Origin of the sequence: Kocuria gwangalliensis (assembly GCF_039544365.1) — a bacterium.
Lineage (GTDB): Bacteria > Actinomycetota > Actinomycetes > Actinomycetales > Micrococcaceae > Kocuria > Kocuria gwangalliensis.
Genome location: NZ_BAABLN010000002.1, coordinates 117,641 through 134,239, shown reverse-complemented (window position 1 = coordinate 134,239; position 16,599 = coordinate 117,641). Strand labels below are relative to the sequence as shown.

Annotated in this window: 13 protein-coding genes; 8 read left to right on the top strand and 5 right to left on the bottom strand. The window is 64.0% G+C overall.

The genetic code is table 11. The features are described 5' to 3' along the window. Nucleotides 1–53: 53 nt before the first annotated feature. Together ABEA06_RS01900 and ABEA06_RS01895 are read right to left on the bottom strand one after the other, a co-directional pair. Nucleotides 54–1,352, bottom strand: a complete 1,299-nt coding sequence (locus ABEA06_RS01900) for an MFS transporter (protein ID WP_345310370.1) — start codon at nucleotides 1,350–1,352, stop codon at nucleotides 54–56. 59 nt (nucleotides 1,353–1,411) lie between these two features. Continuing rightward, nucleotides 1,412–2,332, bottom strand: coding sequence for a PAC2 family protein (locus tag ABEA06_RS01895; RefSeq protein ID WP_345310369.1), 921 nt, complete (start codon nucleotides 2,330–2,332; stop codon nucleotides 1,412–1,414). Nucleotides 2,333–2,538: 206 nt separating this feature from the next. Between ABEA06_RS01895 and ABEA06_RS01890 the strand changes: the two genes are divergently transcribed. The 4 genes from ABEA06_RS01890 (at nucleotide 2,539) to ABEA06_RS01875 (ending at nucleotide 8,064) form a co-directional block, all read left to right on the top strand. Continuing rightward, on the top strand, nucleotides 2,539–4,080 hold the full coding sequence (locus tag ABEA06_RS01890) for a leucyl aminopeptidase (RefSeq protein WP_303381646.1): 1,542 nt from the start codon (nucleotides 2,539–2,541) through the stop codon (nucleotides 4,078–4,080). A 183-nt stretch (nucleotides 4,081–4,263) separates the two neighbouring features. Continuing rightward, nucleotides 4,264–5,631, top strand: coding sequence for a dihydrolipoyl dehydrogenase (lpdA, locus tag ABEA06_RS01885; RefSeq protein WP_303381645.1), 1,368 nt, complete (start codon nucleotides 4,264–4,266; stop codon nucleotides 5,629–5,631). A gap of 116 nt (nucleotides 5,632–5,747) precedes the next feature. Then, entirely contained in the window at nucleotides 5,748–7,592 is a 1,845-nt protein-coding gene (sucB, locus tag ABEA06_RS01880; RefSeq protein ID WP_345310368.1) for a 2-oxoglutarate dehydrogenase, E2 component, dihydrolipoamide succinyltransferase, read from the top strand. A gap of 121 nt (nucleotides 7,593–7,713) precedes the next feature. After that, nucleotides 7,714–8,064 (top strand): hypothetical protein, encoded by a 351-nt coding sequence (locus ABEA06_RS01875; RefSeq protein WP_303381643.1) that lies wholly within the window; start codon nucleotides 7,714–7,716, stop codon nucleotides 8,062–8,064. A 114-nt stretch (nucleotides 8,065–8,178) separates the two neighbouring features. Here the strand turns inward: ABEA06_RS01875 and ABEA06_RS01870 are convergent, their stop codons facing one another. Continuing rightward, complete coding sequence (locus ABEA06_RS01870; RefSeq protein ID WP_345310367.1) at nucleotides 8,179–9,945, bottom strand: protein kinase domain-containing protein; 1,767 nt, start codon at nucleotides 9,943–9,945, stop codon at nucleotides 8,179–8,181. Between the two features lie 75 nt (nucleotides 9,946–10,020). Between ABEA06_RS01870 and lipB the strand changes: the two genes are divergently transcribed. From lipB to ABEA06_RS01855, 3 genes are all read left to right on the top strand, one after another. After that, nucleotides 10,021–10,722 (top strand): lipoyl(octanoyl) transferase LipB, encoded by a 702-nt coding sequence (lipB, locus tag ABEA06_RS01865; RefSeq protein ID WP_312395635.1) that lies wholly within the window; start codon nucleotides 10,021–10,023, stop codon nucleotides 10,720–10,722. A gap of 69 nt (nucleotides 10,723–10,791) precedes the next feature. Beyond that, nucleotides 10,792–11,799, top strand: a complete 1,008-nt coding sequence (lipA, locus tag ABEA06_RS01860; RefSeq protein ID WP_312395634.1) for a lipoyl synthase — start codon at nucleotides 10,792–10,794, stop codon at nucleotides 11,797–11,799. A gap of 141 nt (nucleotides 11,800–11,940) precedes the next feature. Further along, entirely contained in the window at nucleotides 11,941–12,690 is a 750-nt protein-coding gene (locus tag ABEA06_RS01855; protein WP_303381639.1) for a DUF4191 domain-containing protein, read from the top strand. Between the two features lie 18 nt (nucleotides 12,691–12,708). On the opposite strand, the gene ABEA06_RS01850 is transcribed toward ABEA06_RS01855, so the two are convergent. Beyond that, complete coding sequence (locus tag ABEA06_RS01850) at nucleotides 12,709–13,155, bottom strand: RDD family protein (protein WP_312395633.1); 447 nt, start codon at nucleotides 13,153–13,155, stop codon at nucleotides 12,709–12,711. A gap of 261 nt (nucleotides 13,156–13,416) precedes the next feature. Between ABEA06_RS01850 and glnA the strand changes: the two genes are divergently transcribed. Then, on the top strand, nucleotides 13,417–14,841 hold the full coding sequence (gene glnA, locus ABEA06_RS01845; RefSeq protein ID WP_303381637.1) for a type I glutamate--ammonia ligase: 1,425 nt from the start codon (nucleotides 13,417–13,419) through the stop codon (nucleotides 14,839–14,841). Between the two features lie 160 nt (nucleotides 14,842–15,001). On the opposite strand, the gene mptB is transcribed toward glnA, so the two are convergent. Next, nucleotides 15,002–16,576: a polyprenol phosphomannose-dependent alpha 1,6 mannosyltransferase MptB gene (gene mptB, locus ABEA06_RS01840; RefSeq protein ID WP_345310366.1), complete on the bottom strand. Its 1,575-nt coding sequence runs from the start codon at nucleotides 16,574–16,576 to the stop codon at nucleotides 15,002–15,004. Nucleotides 16,577–16,599: the final 23 nt, after the last annotated feature.

The following is a 16,599-nucleotide window of genomic DNA, read 5'->3' as shown; positions in this document are numbered from 1 at the left end:
ACCTGTGGAGCCCGTATGCCGTGCCCCGCGCAACCAACTCGAACGCGTCGCGCTCAAATCGACTGCGGGCCGTGCACCTTACGCACCTTCCTGGTGCAGACGAGCACCGCGATGATACCCACCGCGGCCACGAGTCCCTGCGCGGCAATCGCGGGACGGAATGCCTCGGCGTCGTAAAGAGTCGGTGAGACCCCGGCGGCGAACTGCAGGTCCAGTACCAAGCCCGTGAGGTAAATGGCCGCCAACGACGCAATGAACCCACCCACATTGGCAAGGCCGGTGGCGGTGCCGCCACGACGGGGCGGGTTGAAGCTGCGCACGATGTCGAAGGCGAGCATGGACGCCGGATAGGACAGCGCGAGCATGCCCACCGCGATGAACATCACGGCGGTGGGGGCCTCACCGGGCCACAACAACATGAGCGCCCAGCCGCCGTAAATCACCGCGCAGAAACTCAGAGCGAGCGCGGAGCGGTGCCGGGCGAAAACCGCGCTGAGCTTACCCACGCCCAGGCTGACCCCCACGTTGACCACCACGAAGGCCGTCATGACCGAGGAGGCCTGTGTGGCGTCCAGCCCCTGCGCGTTCTGCAGGTAGGGGTAGGCCCACATCAGGGCAAAGGTGTTGCCCACGAACTGCACCGCGAAGTGCACCCAGAAACCCAATTGCGTACCCGGTTCCCGCAGTGATTCCTTAATGGTGGCACCCACGGTCGCGAAAGAAATGGAGTCATTGAGGACATTGACCCCCGGCGGCGCGCTCCGAAGCAGGGCCGCGGACAGCACGCCGGACAACAACGCCAACGAGGCCAAGGTGATGAATGCCGGGACCCAGCCGGCCGCGTGGAGCAGTGCCGCGAAGGGAATGACGGAGAACAACTGCCCCAGGTTGCCGGTCATGCCGACCACCTGGGACAGCATGGGGACGCGCATGGCGGAGAACCACGCGGGTAGCAAACGCATGACGCACACGAACGTGGCGGCATCACCGGCGCCCACGAGGATCCGCCCGATCACACCGGCGGTGACCGATTCCGCCGCGGCGAGTTGCAGCTGACCCAGCACCATGCACACAGCACCGGCGCTGATCAGGACGCGCGGCCCGAAACGATCTACCAGAACACCCACGGGAACTTGGAGCGCAGCGTAAACCAGCACCTGCATCATGGAGAACATGGACAGACCCGCCGCTACGGTCTGGAAACGATTCGCCGCTTCAACGGATGCCACACCAAAGCTGGTGCGCTGGGCCACCGCGGAGAAGTAGGCGAAGATCCCCACCGCGAACACAATCCACGCCGCTCGCGAATCCTTCCCCCGATTACGGGGTGAAGACATGGGAGGGTGTGGCATGTTCGAAGTCCTTGGATCGCGGTGGAGAACGCGGCCCGGTTACTGCGGGGGCCGCGAGATCAATGGTCCTGCTCGTCCTGAGACGCGAGGAAAGCCTCCGCTGCGGCTCCGAGTTCGTCGGCGTCGGGCAGATCGTCGTGGTCAGGACCAGCCAGAATGGACCGATGCGCTGACGCATCGACCACGTCATCGTATCGCCGTTCCATGTTCTCGATGACGGACTGGATTTCCGGGGACCCGTTGGCCTGTTCGTTGATCTGCTGAATCACCCCGCGGGATGCCTCGCGCAGCTCGTCGGTGGGCAAGGTGCGACCCGTGACCGCGCTCAAGTGCTCCAGGGCGGCCACGGCGGCCTGCGGCAAATACGACTCCGCCAGGTACTGCGGTACGTGCACCGACAGGCCCACGTGATCAATACCACCGTCCTGCAACCGCAATTCCAGCAGGTGCGAGACGGAGGCGCTGATTTCAAAGGTCGGCTTGTTACCGCCCGTGCTCGGCAGCAGGTCCGCGCGCGGGCCGTGTGCGGTGACCAGCATGGGGCGGGTGTGGGGAACGGGCATGGGAATGCCGCTCACCAATGCCACGAGGCTCACATCCAGGCGCTGCGCCAGACCGACCACGGCCTGGGTGAAGCGTTCCCACTGGGTGTCGGGTTCGGGTCCGGTGAGGAGCAGGAAATGACGACCCAGGCCGTCCGTGACCACGCGCAGGGTCAATTCCGGTGCGTCCCACTCCTCGAAGTGGTCCTCCAAGAATTTCACGTGCGGGCGGCGGGATCGGTAGTCGTAGAGCTGGTCCAGGTCGAACTGGGCCAGGGTTTCACTGGGCATGGAATCCATGACCACGGCTTCGATTTGCCCGGCCAGGTGGCCTGCCTCCACGTATCCGGACAGCGCCACGATCATGGGCAATCCGCGCAGTCGCCCATCCCCCAGCAACGCGGGGTCACTCAGGTACAGCGCCGTTGGATCCAGCACATCGACCTCCTGCAGAAAATAGTGGGGCGACTCCGGCAAGGGAATCGCCGCGCCTGACATCACTGACTTCAACGCCGGTGTGACCCGCCGGTATTCCCGCAGCGTACTGCGGAACTACCCGTCCGGATAAGATCGGTGACGGTCCCCACGTTGCGATCCTCCTGGCGTGGGCTTGTGCCAGTGTTTCCGAACGAAAGGACACCATCGTGACCACCGTGCAGGACATTGTGAATATCAGCGATCTGAGATTGGCCGTCAGTGCCAAGTCGCCGGCAGCGATCACCGCGGACGCCCTCATCGTGGGCGTGGAGTCCCCGGGTACCTCCGTCAACCTTGGCCCCTCCGCGAGTGCCAAACTGAGCCGCGCACTGTCCGAGCTCGCCGAACTCGCCGGCGCCTCCGGTTCAGCGGATTCCGTCACCGTGATCCCGGCCCCCTCCAACGTGTCGGCACGACTGGTCGCCTTCACGGGCCTGGGTGCAACCTCCACCCCCAACGACGACGCCGCTCACGCGGAGTCCCTGCGCCGGGCCGCCGGCGCCGCCGTTCGCCAGTTGGCAGGCAAGGCCACGAGCGTCGTCGTGGCCCTCCCCGCCACGTCCGTGACCGAGGTTCAGGCCGTCGCGGAAGGCCTGGGAATGGGCGCCTTCAGCTACACGGCGCAGAAGGTCCATACCCTGGACAAGCAATCGGCCCCCGTCGACTCGGCCACCGTGTGCGTGGCCAAGGACCTGGCCAAGCAATCCCACGCGGCCGTGGAGCGTGCCGCGCACGTGATCAAGGCCGTACGCACCGCGCGCAATCTGGTCGACCTGTCCCCGGACACCGCCAATCCGGAATTCGTGGCCGACTACGCGGTCGCCGCCGCCGGGGGCAGCAAGGTCAAGGTCACCGTGCTGGCCGAGAAGGAACTCGCCCGAGGCAATTTCGGCGGGTTGCTCGGTGTCGGCCAGGGGTCGGTGAACGGCCCCCGCCTCGTCAAGCTCGAATGGGCCCCCGCGAAAGCCAAGCGCCACGTAGCGTTCGTCGGTAAGGGCATCACCTTCGATTCGGGGGGACTGTCGTTGAAGCCCCCCGCGTCAATGATGACGATGAAGTCGGACATGGCCGGAGCCGCAGCCGTGCTCGCCACCGTGATGGCCGCGGCCGAGTTGAAGCTGCCCGTGGCCGTGACCGGTTGGCTGTGCTTGGCGGAGAACCTGCCCTCCGCCACCGCAACCCGCCCCGGAGACGTGCTGACCATGCATTCCGGTCACACCGTGGAAGTGCTCAACACCGATGCCGAAGGGCGCCTGGTGCTGGCCGACGGCCTGTGGGCCGCGGGGCAGGAGGATCCGGACCTGCTGGTGGACATCGCGACCCTCACGGGAGCCCAGATGGTCGCACTCGGCAACCGCACCGCCGCCGTCATGGGCGATGAGGCGGCGCGCGACATGGTGACCGAGGCCGCTTCCGCTGTTGGCGAAGCGTCCTGGGCCATGCCGTTGCCCGAGCACCTGCGAGCATCCTTGAACTCCAACGTGGCCGACATCAAGAACATGGGCGACAAGTTCGGGGGCATGCTGGTCGCGGGCTTGTTCCTGCGCGAGTTCGTGCCGGAAATCAAGGGAAACCGCGTCCCGTGGGCCCACGTGGACATTGCCGGCCCATCGTTCAACGAGGGCTCCCCCTGGGGCTACACACCCAAGGAGGGAACCGGCTTCGGTGTTCGCACCCTGTTGAGCGTGGCCGAGAACTACGCGTCGTAGGGAAATGATCCCCCCCCCACCACACACGCCACGCATCGGGGTCTCAGGAGCCAGCAATACCTGGTGAGACCCTGGGCGTGGCGATAAGGTGGGGACAAAACATCTCAGTGTCTGAACGGACCGCAGATCGGTACGGCCAGACCGCTAGCAACGTCAATACACTCGAACCCCGAGGGAGCCAACGTGGCCGACAACCAATACGACATTCTCGTCCTGGGCGGTGGATCCGCTGGATACGCAGCAGCATTGCGCGCAGTTCAGCTGGGTTACTCCGTGGCATTGTTCGAAAAGGAGAAGCTGGGCGGTACGTGTCTGCACTGGGGTTGCATCCCCACCAAGGCGTACCTGCATTCCGCCGAATTGGCGGAGGGTACCCGTGAGTCGGAGAAGTACGGCATCAAGGCCACCTTGGAATCTATCGACATGGGTGCGGTGCGCGACTACAAGAACAAGATCGTGCAGGGCAAGTTCAAGGGCCTCACCGGTCTTATGAAGATGCGCAAGATCGAGGTCATTGCCGGCGAAGGCAAACTGACCGGACCCAACACCATTGAAGCCAACGGCACCACGTACACCGGTGAGCACATCATCCTGGCCACCGGTTCCTACGCCAAGACCCTGGGCATCGAGATCGGCGGTCGTGTGATGACCTCGACCGAGGCCCTCGAGATCGACTTCGTGCCCAAGTCCGCGATTGTGTTGGGCGGCGGCGTGATCGGTTGTGAATTCGCGTCCATGTGGCGTTCCTTCGGCGTGGATGTCACCGTGATCGAGGGGCTGCCCCATCTGGTCGCCAACGAAGATCCCGCCATCATCAAGGTCGCCGAGCGCGAGTTCAAGAAGCGCGGCATCAAGTACAACCTGGGTACGTTCTTCGACAAGGTCGAACAAAACGACGACGGCGCCAAGGTCACGCTGGCGGACGGCAAGGAATTCGAAGCGGACATCGTTCTCGTGGCGGTCGGCCGCGGCCCCAACACCGACAACATGGGCTTCGAGGATCAGGGCATCCCCATGGATCGCGGCTTCGTGACTCCCAATGAGCGTCTGCACACCGGTGTCGGCAACATCTACGCCATCGGGGACATTGTTCCCGGCGTTCAACTGGCGCACCGCGGTTACCAGCAGGGTCGTTTCGTGGCCGAGGAGATCGCCGGTCTGAGCCCCGTGATCGTCGAGGACATCAACATTCCCAAGGTCACCTTCACCGAACCCGAAATCGCCTCCGTGGGCTATTCCCAGCCCAAGGCCGAGGAGAAGTTCGGTAAGGACAACGTGGAGACCTTCGAATACAATCTGGCCGGCAACGGTAAGAGCTCCATCCTCGGCACGGGCGGCATCATCAAGCTCGTGCGCGAGAAGGACGGTCCCATTGTCGGATTCCACGCCATTGGCACACGCATCAGTGAGCAGATCGGTGAAGGTCAGCTCATGGTCAACTGGGAGGCTTACCCGGAGGACGTCGCCGCGTTCATCCACGCCCACCCCACCCAAAACGAGGCCATCGGTGAAGCTGCCATGGCATTGGCCGGAGCCCCGCTGCACGGTTGATGTCGAGTCGATGCCCGCCACCCCGGCGGGCATCGATGGTTGGCCCACCACAGGGGCGCTCACCCGCCCTGACAACTTGAGAGCATTTCTACGTTTAGAGAGGGACGGACAAGGCAATGTCTGAAACCGTTAACCTGCCCGCACTGGGCGAATCAGTCACCGAGGGCACCGTTACTCGTTGGCTCAAGGAAGTTGGCGACGAGGTAGCCGTCGACGAACCCTTAGTCGAAGTTTCCACCGACAAGGTCGACACCGAGGTTCCCTCCCCCGTCGCGGGTGTCATCGAGAAAATTCTGGTTGACGAGGACGAGGACGTCGAGGTGGGCGCACCGCTGGTCGTCATCGGTGACGGCTCCGGTTCCGACGACTCCTCGACGAGCTCCTCCGATGATTCCTCCGACGAGCAGATCGAGGACGCCGCTACCGAAGCCGATTCCGGTGAGAACACCGAAGAAGCTGCCGAGCAGAAGGCAGAGCCCAAGGAAGCCCCGAAGGCCGACACCAAGAAGTCTTCGGGCAACTCCGTGGAGGTCACCCTCCCCGCACTGGGTGAATCCGTCACCGAAGGCACCGTGACCCGCTGGCTCAAGGAAGTCGGCGAGCAGATCGAGGTCGACGAACCCCTGTTGGAGGTCTCCACCGACAAGGTCGACACCGAGGTGCCTTCTCCCGTGGCCGGCACCCTGCTGGAGATCAAGGTCCAGGAAGACGAGGACGCCGAGGTCGGTCAGGTCCTGGCCATCGTCGGCGACGAATCCGACGCCTCCTCCGGTGACTCCGGCTCCGACGATTCCTCGACGAGCTCCTCCGAGGACGCCACCGGCGAAGAGATCGAGGACGCCGCTACCGAAGCCGATTCCGGTGAGAACACCGAAGAGGCTGCCGAGCAGAAGGCACCCGCCAAGAAGGAAGAACCCCAGCGGGAGCCGGCCAAGGAAGAGTCCACGTCCGCGCCCAAGAAGAGCGATTCTTCGTCCGAGAAGCCCAAGTCGACCTCGGGCCCCTCCGAGGCTGCGGGCTATGTCACTCCGTTGGTACGCAAGCTGGCCCGTGAGAAGAACGTGGATCTCTCCACTCTCACGGGTACCGGGGTGGGTGGCCGTATCCGTAAGCAGGATGTGCTGGCTGCCGCCGAGGAATCCTCGAAGGCCTCCGAGTCCAAGGACCAGTCGGTGGACATGGCACCGGCCGTGGCCGGTGGCACCAAGGAGAAGTCCGCAGCTCCGGCCGCGGACGCCAAGCGGGGTACCACCGAGAAGGCTCCCCGCATCCGTATGACCATTGCCAAGCGCATGCGCGAGTCACTGGACGTGTCTGCTCAGCTGACCCAGGTCACCGAGGTGGACATGACCCGCGTGGCTCAGCTGCGATCCAGGGCCAAGGATCAGTTCCAGAAGCGCGAAGGCGCCAAGCTGACCTTCTTGCCGTTCTTCGCCAAGGCGGTGGCCGAGGCCCTGCAGGCCCACCCGGTCCTCAACGCCACGTTCAAGGAGTCCGAGAAGGAGATCGTGTACAACGGCTCCGAGGACATTGCGATCGCCGTTGACACCCCGCGTGGTCTGCTGGTTCCGGTCATCAAGAACGCCGGCGACCTGAACCTGGGTGGCCTGTCCAAGCAGATCGCGGAGCTGGGTGCCGCCGCCAAGGACGGTTCCATTTCCCCGGATCAGCTGACCGGTGGCACGTTCACAATCACGAACATCGGTTCCTTCGGGGCCCTGTTCGACACGCCCATCATCAACCAGCCGCAGGTCGGCATCCTGGGTACGGGCACCATTGTGAAGCGCCCCATGGTCATCACCGACGCCGACGGCAACGACACCATTGCTATCCGTCACATGTGCTACCTGTCGCTCACCTATGACCACCGCCTGGTCGACGGCGCGGATGCCGGTCGCTTCCTCTCCACCATGAAGAAGCGTTTGGAAGAAGGTCACTTCGAGTCCGAGGTCGGTCTGTAACGGGCTGCGACTGACCCGCAGCGGTCAACCGAAGGGTTGATTTTTGCCGCCGGGATGTGTTCTGGATCACCCAGAGCGCATCCCGGCGGTTTTGCGTGCGGGGCTCGGATAGGGTCGAAGCATGGACTTTCTCTTCAGCCTCATGTTGTTTCTGCACTTCCTCGGACTGGCCGTCATCATCGGCACCTGGATCTTCACAATGAAGCGCCCCACCGTGACCGTGGGCCAGTTCTGGGCCGCAATCGTCATGCTCCTGAGCGGGTTGGCCATGGTGGCCCTGCGCGAAATGCAAGAGGGTTTCGAGGTCAACCACCTGAAGATCGGGGTCAAGCTGGTCATTTTGTTGATCGTGGCCGTGGCCGCGTTTATCGGGATGCGCAAGACCCAGCGCGGCGAACCCGTCTCGACCGGTCTCGCCCACGCCGTCGGCGGCATGGCAGTGATCAACGCAGCCGTGGCCGTCTTCTGGTGATCCCGCAGCTCTAGAACCTCATGTCGAGCCCCGCAGCGCCTCGTGCGCGGCGGGGCTCTTGTCATGGGGTGACACCCGTCAATGAGGCGACGGTACCCGGGGGCACGGGGGCCCTCAGCGGCTCTGTCTTGCGACCGGAGTCACGTCCACGATGCGCCATCCCTCGTCCGTGCGGGTCACGGTGAGATGCGCGGTTTGTCGCACGGTGGCGTTCTCGCGCTCCACGTGTGCGCCCTCCGGAATTTCCCCGTGCCAACCACGGGTCAGGATCTCCGTATAAAAAGTGTGCGCACCACCGGCATGCGAGTTCTCGGCCGGTTTCCCGTGCTCCCCGGGTGCGGTGGTGAGGGCTTCAATGCGCTCCACCTTCATGCTCAGCCCGGACAGGGCCGTGTAGCCGCTGGAACCCACATCCTGTTCCGCGGCGTGGGCAATGGTTGACTGGTCACTTTTCTGCAATCTCGACCCGGGCACGTACACCGCCTCCAGTGCCTTCTGATCCCCGGCGGCCAGCGCTTCTGCCCGGGAGGTCACGAGAGCTCGCGCGGCGTGCTCGGCCGCCCGTGTCGTGTCCTGCCCGGGTTCGGTCGCCGTTGCCGACGGCGCCGTGGTCTCGACCTCCGGGGCAGGCCCCACCCGCGATTCCCCCGGTGTACTGATATCCGATTCCTCTGACCCGGCCACCTGTGGCTCGCCGGCAACGGGCGAACCGCCGGTTCCAATGACTCCAGGTAGTGCGAACCAGGCACAGGCGACAAGCGCGGTGGCCGCGCAAGCGAGAAGCAACGGGTGTCGCCGCGACCGGCCATGGGGTGCCGCAGCGACGGTCGATCCGCGGCGCAGCCTCGGAAGCATGGTGCGCCCCAGTTTCACTTCCGTGCCGTCGGCCCGAATGATGTCCGGCGGCTGCGGACGAACAGATGTGGACGGCACCTTGACTGCGGGGATCGCCGCGATCCCGGTGGCAAACTCATGGGCGGTGGGTCGCGTGGTCAAGTCATCATTCAGTGCTGCCTCCAGCATCAACACCAGACCCCTGGGAGCTGCGGGGCAGACAAGTGTCAGTGGCACTCGGTGGGAATCCGAGCCCGGTGACCTTCCGGTGAGTGCCAACCACGCCAGCGTGGCCAGCGTTTTGACGTCATCGGCGGGTGACCGGGCAATGGCCCGATCCAGCATTTCCGGCCTGTCGTCGTGGCCCCAGGACGCCGCCGTCACGAGCTGCGCCGTTTCACCCGGCTCGGTTGGCCCGGATGTGTCCGGTAACCCGTACCCGTCGATCCGCACCTGCCCCTCCGGCCCCAGAAGGATGCGGTGCGGACTCATGGTCCCGTGCACCCAACCGTGGTCGTGCAACGTGGCCAGCCCCCTGGCCGCGGCGGCAAGGATTGGTGAGAGCTCGGCCGGGGGAACCCGACCGTCCTCAACGATCCTGCGTGCCAGGGAGTTCCCCTCCGTATGCTCGGTCACCAGCGCCTGCGCGGTCTCGCCCTGGCCGATCGTGCCACGGACCGCTACGAGGTGCGGATCCGCCACACCGACCCAGTATTCGGCCACCCTGACCATGGCCCGCTGCTGTGCGCCGCGTTCCTGTGCCGACGTACCCGTGGCGAACGTGACCGTGAACTTCTCCCGGCTCTGCTCTTCCTTGGCCAGCCAGCTACGTGTTCCGCGGCCGGAACCCAGGCGGCCCGCCAGCTCCAATCCCTCGGTCTGAGCAGCCGCATGATCGTGAGCTTCCGCTTCGCTCTCAACGGTGTGCTCGGGTTCCCCCGTGCGCCCCCGGGGAACCGAGGGTGACGGCACGGACTGTTGTCGTCGCGGCTGCTGCGCCGCCACAACACGCTGCTGGGCCCGTGTTCGCTTCTCTGGTGCGCTCATGTGCCCACTGTGCACCGAAAGTGCCCCCTCCCGCTCCCGTTATCCACAGGCAGACTCACGGGATAAACTGACCGCATGGCTTTGCACTTCGAGCGCGTTGGTTTCGACCCGGATTTTGTGGACTACCGTTCCTGCCTGCACCTGCAGCAAGAGGTTCACGACCAGATCGTGGCCGGTGAGCGCGGTAACACCGTGCTGTTGCTCGAGCACAACCCCGTTTACACCGCCGGCCGCCGCACCGAGAAGCACGAGTATCCGTGGGACGGCACGGAAGTGGTTCCGATCGGCCGCGGTGGGAAACTCACCTATCACGGCCCCGGAATGCTCGTGGGGTACCCCATCATGCGCCTGCCCGTCCCCCTGGACGTGGTCAAGGTGGTGCGTGTGCTGGAGGAAATCATCATTGCCGTGGTCAAGGATTTCGGCGTGGAAGCCACCACTGTGGAGGGCAGATCCGGGGCCTGGGTGCCATCCGATGAGCGCGGCCCGGACCGGAAGATCTCTGCCATCGGCGTGCAGGTCTCCAAACGAGTGACGATGCACGGATTCGCCCTGAACTGTTCCAACGATCTGCGCCCGTTCGGCAAGATCATCCCGTGCGGCATCACGGACGCCGGCGTGACCTCCATCAGCCAGGAGACGGGGAATCAGATCAACCCCGCTGATGTTGTGGAACGCATGGAGCATGAGCTGGCGGCCCGGGAATCGGACCTGTGCCTGCCCTTTGAACCCGACTCACCCGCAACACCCCTGACCCTGGACTCTCTGGTCTCCTAAGGTGGAGATCAGTGACTTGCCTGCGCCACAGAGTCAGGCACAACCAAGCGCCACAAGCGAGGAGTACGTATGACCATCGCGCCCGAAGGCCGCAAGCTGCTGCGCGTTGAACAGCGCAACGCATCTGTTCCGATCGAGAAGAAGCCCAACTGGCTCAAGAACACCGCGAAGATGGGTCCGCAGTTCCAAGAACTCAAGACCATGGCCCGCGGCCGCGGCCTGCACACGGTGTGTGAGGAAGCCGGTTGTCCCAACATCTATGAGTGCTGGGAGGACCGCGAAGCCACGTTCCTCATCGGCGGCGACACGTGCACCCGTCGTTGCGATTTCTGCGACATCGCCACCGGTAAGCCCGGCATGTTGGACGTCTCCGAGCCCCGCAAGGTGGCAGAGTCCGTCCGCGACCTGAACCTGCGCTACGCCACCGTGACGTCCGTGGCCCGTGATGATCTCCTGGACGGCGGCGCGTGGCTCAACGCGGAGACCATTCGCGCGATCCACGAGCTCAACCCCTCCACCGGTGTTGAAATCCTGATCCCCGACTTCAAGGGCCAGCCCGACGCCGTTCAGCAGGTCATCGACGCTCAGCCCGAGGTTTTCGCGCACAATCTGGAGACCGTGCCCCGCATCTTCAAGCAGATCCGCCCCGCGTTCTCCTACGAGCGTTCCCTGGAGGTCCTGACCCAGGGCAAGGAGAACGGGATGATCGTGAAGTCCAACCTGATCCTGGGCATGGGCGAGACCAACGAGGAAGTCTACGAGGCCTTGTGCGATCTGCATGACGCCGGCTGCGACATCATCACCCTCACCCAGTACCTACGCCCGGGCCCCACCTTCCACCCCATTGACCGCTGGGTCACCCCGCAGCAGTTCGTGGACCTGTCCCAGCAAGCCGAGGAAATCGGTTTTCTGGGTGTGATGGCCGGGCCCATGGTCCGTTCCTCCTACCGCGCCGGTAAATTGTGGGCCCGCGCCATGAAGAAGATGGGTCGCGAGATCCCCGAGCACCTCTCCCACATCGACGATTCGGGCTCTGCCAGCCAGGAGGCGTCCTCCCTGATCGCCCGCCTGAGCTAGCAGACTCTTGTCGCCACGACGACGCCGCCCGGCCGGGCGGCGTCGTCGTTCTGTGCCCTGCGCGGCCCGCGATTGCCTCGTACGAGCGCGCCAGCGGTTAGAATGGCCGCAATCCCCTACCAGCAATCGCGAGGAACAAACGTGTCACCTAGCACCTCATCCACTGCCCGCGCGGCCGAGCGCGAACGTAAGCGCGAGGACAAGCGCAAACGTAAAGCGGCGAAGGGCCCGGGCATCTTCGCCCAGATGAAGCAAGTCTTCCAGATGACCAAGGAGCGGGAACCGAACATCCTGCTCTGGATGATCCTGCTGGGTCTTGGTGTGCTGCTGGTGTTCCTGCTCATCGGTGTGCTGCTAGGCAACTGGCTCACGTGGTTGCTCATCGGCATTCCGTTCGGCGTTCTCGCCGCCGTGATCCTGCTGTCGAGGCGAGCCGAACGAGCCGCGTTCGCGCGCATCGAGGGTCAGCCCGGTGCCGCCGGCGCGGCACTGTCCACCCTGAAGCGCGGTTGGATCATCGAGGAAGAACCGGCCGCCATGGATCCCAAGTCCAAGGACCTGCTGTTCCGCATGGTGGGTCGCCCCGGCGTGGTGTTCGTGACCGAAGGCCCCGTGAATCGTGTGGACAAGTTGGTCAAGAAGGAACGCCGCCGCATCGGCCCCGTGATCCAGAACGTACCGATTCACGTGATCAAGTCCGGTAACGGCGAGAACCAGGTTCCGCTGAGCAAACTGGCCAAGCACGTGAAGAAGCTGGACAAGACCCTGACCAAGCAGGAAGTCCACGTGGTGTACAAGCGGCTGAACACCCTGCAGAACCGCTTGCCGATTCCCAAGGGCGTTGATCCCATGAAGGCCCGCCCGGATCGCAAGGCGATGCGCGGGCGCTGATCCATCAGCGTTGGGTGATCAGCGGACCCTCACCAGAATGGTTCCCACGGCCCGATCATGGAGTCCGCGCTGGTCCTGGTCGTAGATGACCGGGGGGATCACCAAGCACAGCAACAACGATCGAATGGCCGCTTTGCCGAAACCGGCAGGGCGGCCATTCAGTGTCTGTACCTGCAGTCCCATGAGCCAGTGGCCCATGGTGCGGCCGAAAGCTCCGACCATGAGCATATTGAGCACGAACAGCACCGCAAGGTTCATGAGCCCGTTCTGGTTCCACTGGGCCAGGAACACAGTGGCGAGGACCATGGCCAGGAGCCAGTCAATGCACAGCCCGACAAATCGGGGAACGAATCGTGCCACGGAGGCTGGGCCCTCCATGGGGCGCCCCAGGCGCTCCCCCGGATACTGATGGGTGCGTGAGGGGCCACCCTCGAGCCAAGAACCCAGATCCTGCCGTGAAATCATGCTCTCAGCCTATCCGCCCTTCAGGAGTTCCTTGGGCCACGGCAAGTAAACTGATGGGGTACCGACCGGTCGGTGTTGTCCGGGACATCAGGTCGGCCGTGTTCCAGCGTCCACATGGCATGTGTTACACGGCCGAAACATTGGTGTCACGGACGGGCAACGCCAGGTTCTTAGGATGGACATCAGAACCGAGCGCGGTGGTCACTTCCAGGAGTGTCGCTGTCGCTGATCGGGACGCCCATACAGAAGGAGAACAGGTCCATGTTCCAGTCAGCCGAGGAAGTCCTCGCCTACATCAAGGATGAGGACGTCGTTTTCGTCGACCTCCGATTCACCGACATGCCGGGCGTGCAGCAGCACTTCAACCTGCCCGCCAAGTCGGTGGACAACGATTTCTTCACCGACGGGCAGTTGTTCGACGGTTCCTCCATCCGAGGCTTCCAGGGTATTGCTGAATCGGACATGCAGCTGATTCCGGACCCCACCTCAATCTTCGTGGACCCCTACCGCGTGGAGAAGACCCTGGTGGTCACCTGCTCCATCGTGAACCCGCGCACCGGTGAGCCCTACCACCGCGACCCCCGCGGCGTGGCCGAACGCGCCGAGGCCTACCTGAACTCCACCGGCATTGCGGATACCGCGAATTTCGCCTCCGAGGCCGAGTTCTTCGTGTTCGACGACGCTCGCTTCCAGGTTTCCCCGGAGAGCACCTTCTACAAGATTGACTCTGAAGAGGCTCCCTGGAATTCCGGCCGCAAGGAAGAGGGCGGCAACCTGGCCAACAAAACCCACACCAAGGGTGGTTACTTCCCGGTCTCCCCCGTGGACAAGCAGGCCGACCTGCGCGACGCCATGTGCGTAGCCCTGGACGACGTCGGTTTGATCGTGGAGCGCTCCCACCACGAGGTGGGCGCCGCCGGCCAGGCCGAGATCAACTACCGTTTCTCCACCCTGACGGCCGCCGCGGACGACCTGCTGAAGTTCAAGTACGTCATCAAGAACACCGCGGACATGTTCGGCAAGACCGTCACGTTCATGCCCAAGCCGGTGTTTAATGACAACGGCTCCGGTATGCACTGTCACCAGTCCCTGTGGAAGGGCGGCGAGCCCCTGTTCTACGACGAGAAGGGCTACGCGGGTCTGTCCGATGTGGCTCGCTGGTACATCGGCGGTCTGCTGGAGCACTCCTCGGCGGTGCTGGCGTTCACCAACCCCACGGTCAACTCCTACCGTCGCCTGGTCAAGGGCTACGAGGCGCCGGTCAACATGGTGTACTCGCAGGGCAACCGCTCCGCCGGTATCCGAATCCCCATCACGGGCACCAACCCCAAGGCCAAGCGCCTCGAGTTCCGCGCCCCGGACCCCTCCTGCAACCCGTACCTGGCCTTCGCCGCTCAGCTGATGGCCGGCCTGGACGGCATCCGCAACCGCATTGAGCCCGCAGATCCGATTGACAAGGATCTGTACGAGCTTCCCCCGGAGGAGGCCAAGGACATCAAGAAGGCCCCGGGCAACCTGGAGGAAGCCTTGCAGGCACTCGAGGAGGACCACGAGTTCCTGCTCGCCGGCGATGTGTTCACCGAGGACCTCATTGAGACCTGGATCGAGTACAAGCGGGAGAACGAGCTCAAGCCGCTCTCCCTGGTACCCCACCCGCTGGAGTTCGAGCTCTACTACGGTGTGTGATTCGCTGTCTCCACGGTGAGCCTGAGGGCCCCGACCAACGTGAGTTGGTCGGGGCCCTTTCTCATGGCCGGATTCGGTCACGTGGCCTGGATCGACGACGCCGCGCGGGCGCCGGGGCGCGTGCGGAGGCACCGAGGCGCCGTCGACAGTGGCGAACCAGCTACATGATCGTGGTGCGCTTGTCCGCACGATAACGGGGGCGGAACAAACGTCTGGTTGACGGGTCGAAGAACCAGAGATACACCCCGAATGTCAGCGAGACGATGGCCGATATCACCCGCGCGGCAATCAAGCTCAGGTCGAGGTAGGGGAACACGTCGAGCTGGTCGGCCACGGCATAGACCGTGAAGAACGCCGTGAGGAAGAAGAGCGCATCGATCTGCCAGTCGCTTCGGATGCCCGTGATCGCGAACAGCGGGATCAACCACACCACGTACCAGGCCTGGATCATGGGGGCCAACAGCACGAGCGCTGTAAAGGCCCACGCGAGGCGGCGAAAAATTCTGGCGTCCCTACCCACGAACATCAGCGCCAGCACGATCAGCGCGGACAAGACCGTGCCCATGGTGTGCACGACATCCATCCAGACCCGGCCGTTGGACGTGAGAGAATCCCCCACGATCATGGCCAGGAATCCGATCAAACCAATGGGCGCATACCAAATGAACACGCTACCGGGAGTGGTCATGGCCGCGACCCACCCGAAGCCGAATCCGTTGATCAATCCCATGATCCCCAGCAGCGCCAATGAGTACGCGAGGGTGAGGAACCAGATCAGAAATCGACGCGGCCACGAGGCACCGCGGCCGGCCCACAGCAATCCGATGAAGGGCAGGAACACCAACGTAATGGGTTTGATGCCAATGGACAGCGTCACCAGGGTGGCGCCGATCAGACCGCCCTTCCAGTTGCGCTGGATGGCCGCCGCGTAAATCCCGAAGAGTGCGAGGGCCACCATGATTGCATCGTTGTGCGCGGCCGCTATGAAATTGGTGAGGAACAGCGGATTGGCCACCGACAGCCAGAGGGCTCGGGCGGGGTTGACGCCGTGCAGTCGGGCCAGCCGCGGAATCACCCACATGCACGCGATCACGGAGACCACGCACATGGCTCGGAACAGTAAAACGGAGGCGCCCGGGCTGGAATTGGTGATCATGACCACCAACTGTTCAAGCCACAGGAACACGGGTCCGTAGGGTGGCGGGGATTCCGCCCAGAGCTGGTCGGCTCCCAGCTGGAAAAAGTTCTCGATCGTGGAGACGCCGTGCTCGTAGGGATTGAGACCACTCTGCATCACCCGGCCCTGTCCGATGTAGGAGTACACATCGCGGCTGAACAGCGGCACGGTGAAGAGCATGGGCGCGGACCACGCCGTGATGGCGGCCAGCACCCACGTGCCCGTTCCCGGACCCCATGCCTTGAGCTTCTGACCGAGCCTCAACCATTCGCGGACCAGGATCATGCTGCCGACGGCCAGCAGCAGGATGGACAGCACCACACCGCCGGTCTCGTATCGCATCCAAATGATGAGCGGGTTCTGCCGCAGGGGGGAGATACTTGCAAGCCACCCCACCCCCAGCGAACCCACCAGCACCATGATCGAGCCAATGGTGCCCATGATCACGGTGCGCAGCGGTGACTGTGAGGTGTAGGCGGAACCTTGTCGGGTGGCCAGTACGGTACCCGGATGCGGGGTGGATTCGGCGTGGCCGGCAGCCTTGGGGTTGCTCTGCACCGCGTTGCCTCCAGATTCCCCGT

What these genes read in the sequence shown, in the direction of transcription:
- lipA (WP_312395634.1), top strand. Translation starts at nt 10,792, where the DNA reads ATGACCATCGCGCCCGAAGGCCGCAAGCTGCTGCGCGTTGAACAGCGC.
- ABEA06_RS01850 (WP_312395633.1), bottom strand. Translation starts at nt 13,155, where the DNA reads ATGATTTCACGGCAGGATCTGGGTTCTTGGCTCGAGGGTGGCCCCTCA.
- glnA (WP_303381637.1), top strand. Translation starts at nt 13,417, where the DNA reads ATGTTCCAGTCAGCCGAGGAAGTCCTCGCCTACATCAAGGATGAGGAC.
- ABEA06_RS01870 (WP_345310367.1), bottom strand. Translation starts at nt 9,945, where the DNA reads ATGAGCGCACCAGAGAAGCGAACACGGGCCCAGCAGCGTGTTGTGGCG.
- ABEA06_RS01875 (WP_303381643.1), top strand. Translation starts at nt 7,714, where the DNA reads ATGGACTTTCTCTTCAGCCTCATGTTGTTTCTGCACTTCCTCGGACTG.
- lipB (WP_312395635.1), top strand. Translation starts at nt 10,021, where the DNA reads ATGGCTTTGCACTTCGAGCGCGTTGGTTTCGACCCGGATTTTGTGGAC.
- ABEA06_RS01900 (WP_345310370.1), bottom strand. Translation starts at nt 1,352, where the DNA reads ATGCCACACCCTCCCATGTCTTCACCCCGTAATCGGGGGAAGGATTCG.
- sucB (WP_345310368.1), top strand. Translation starts at nt 5,748, where the DNA reads ATGTCTGAAACCGTTAACCTGCCCGCACTGGGCGAATCAGTCACCGAG.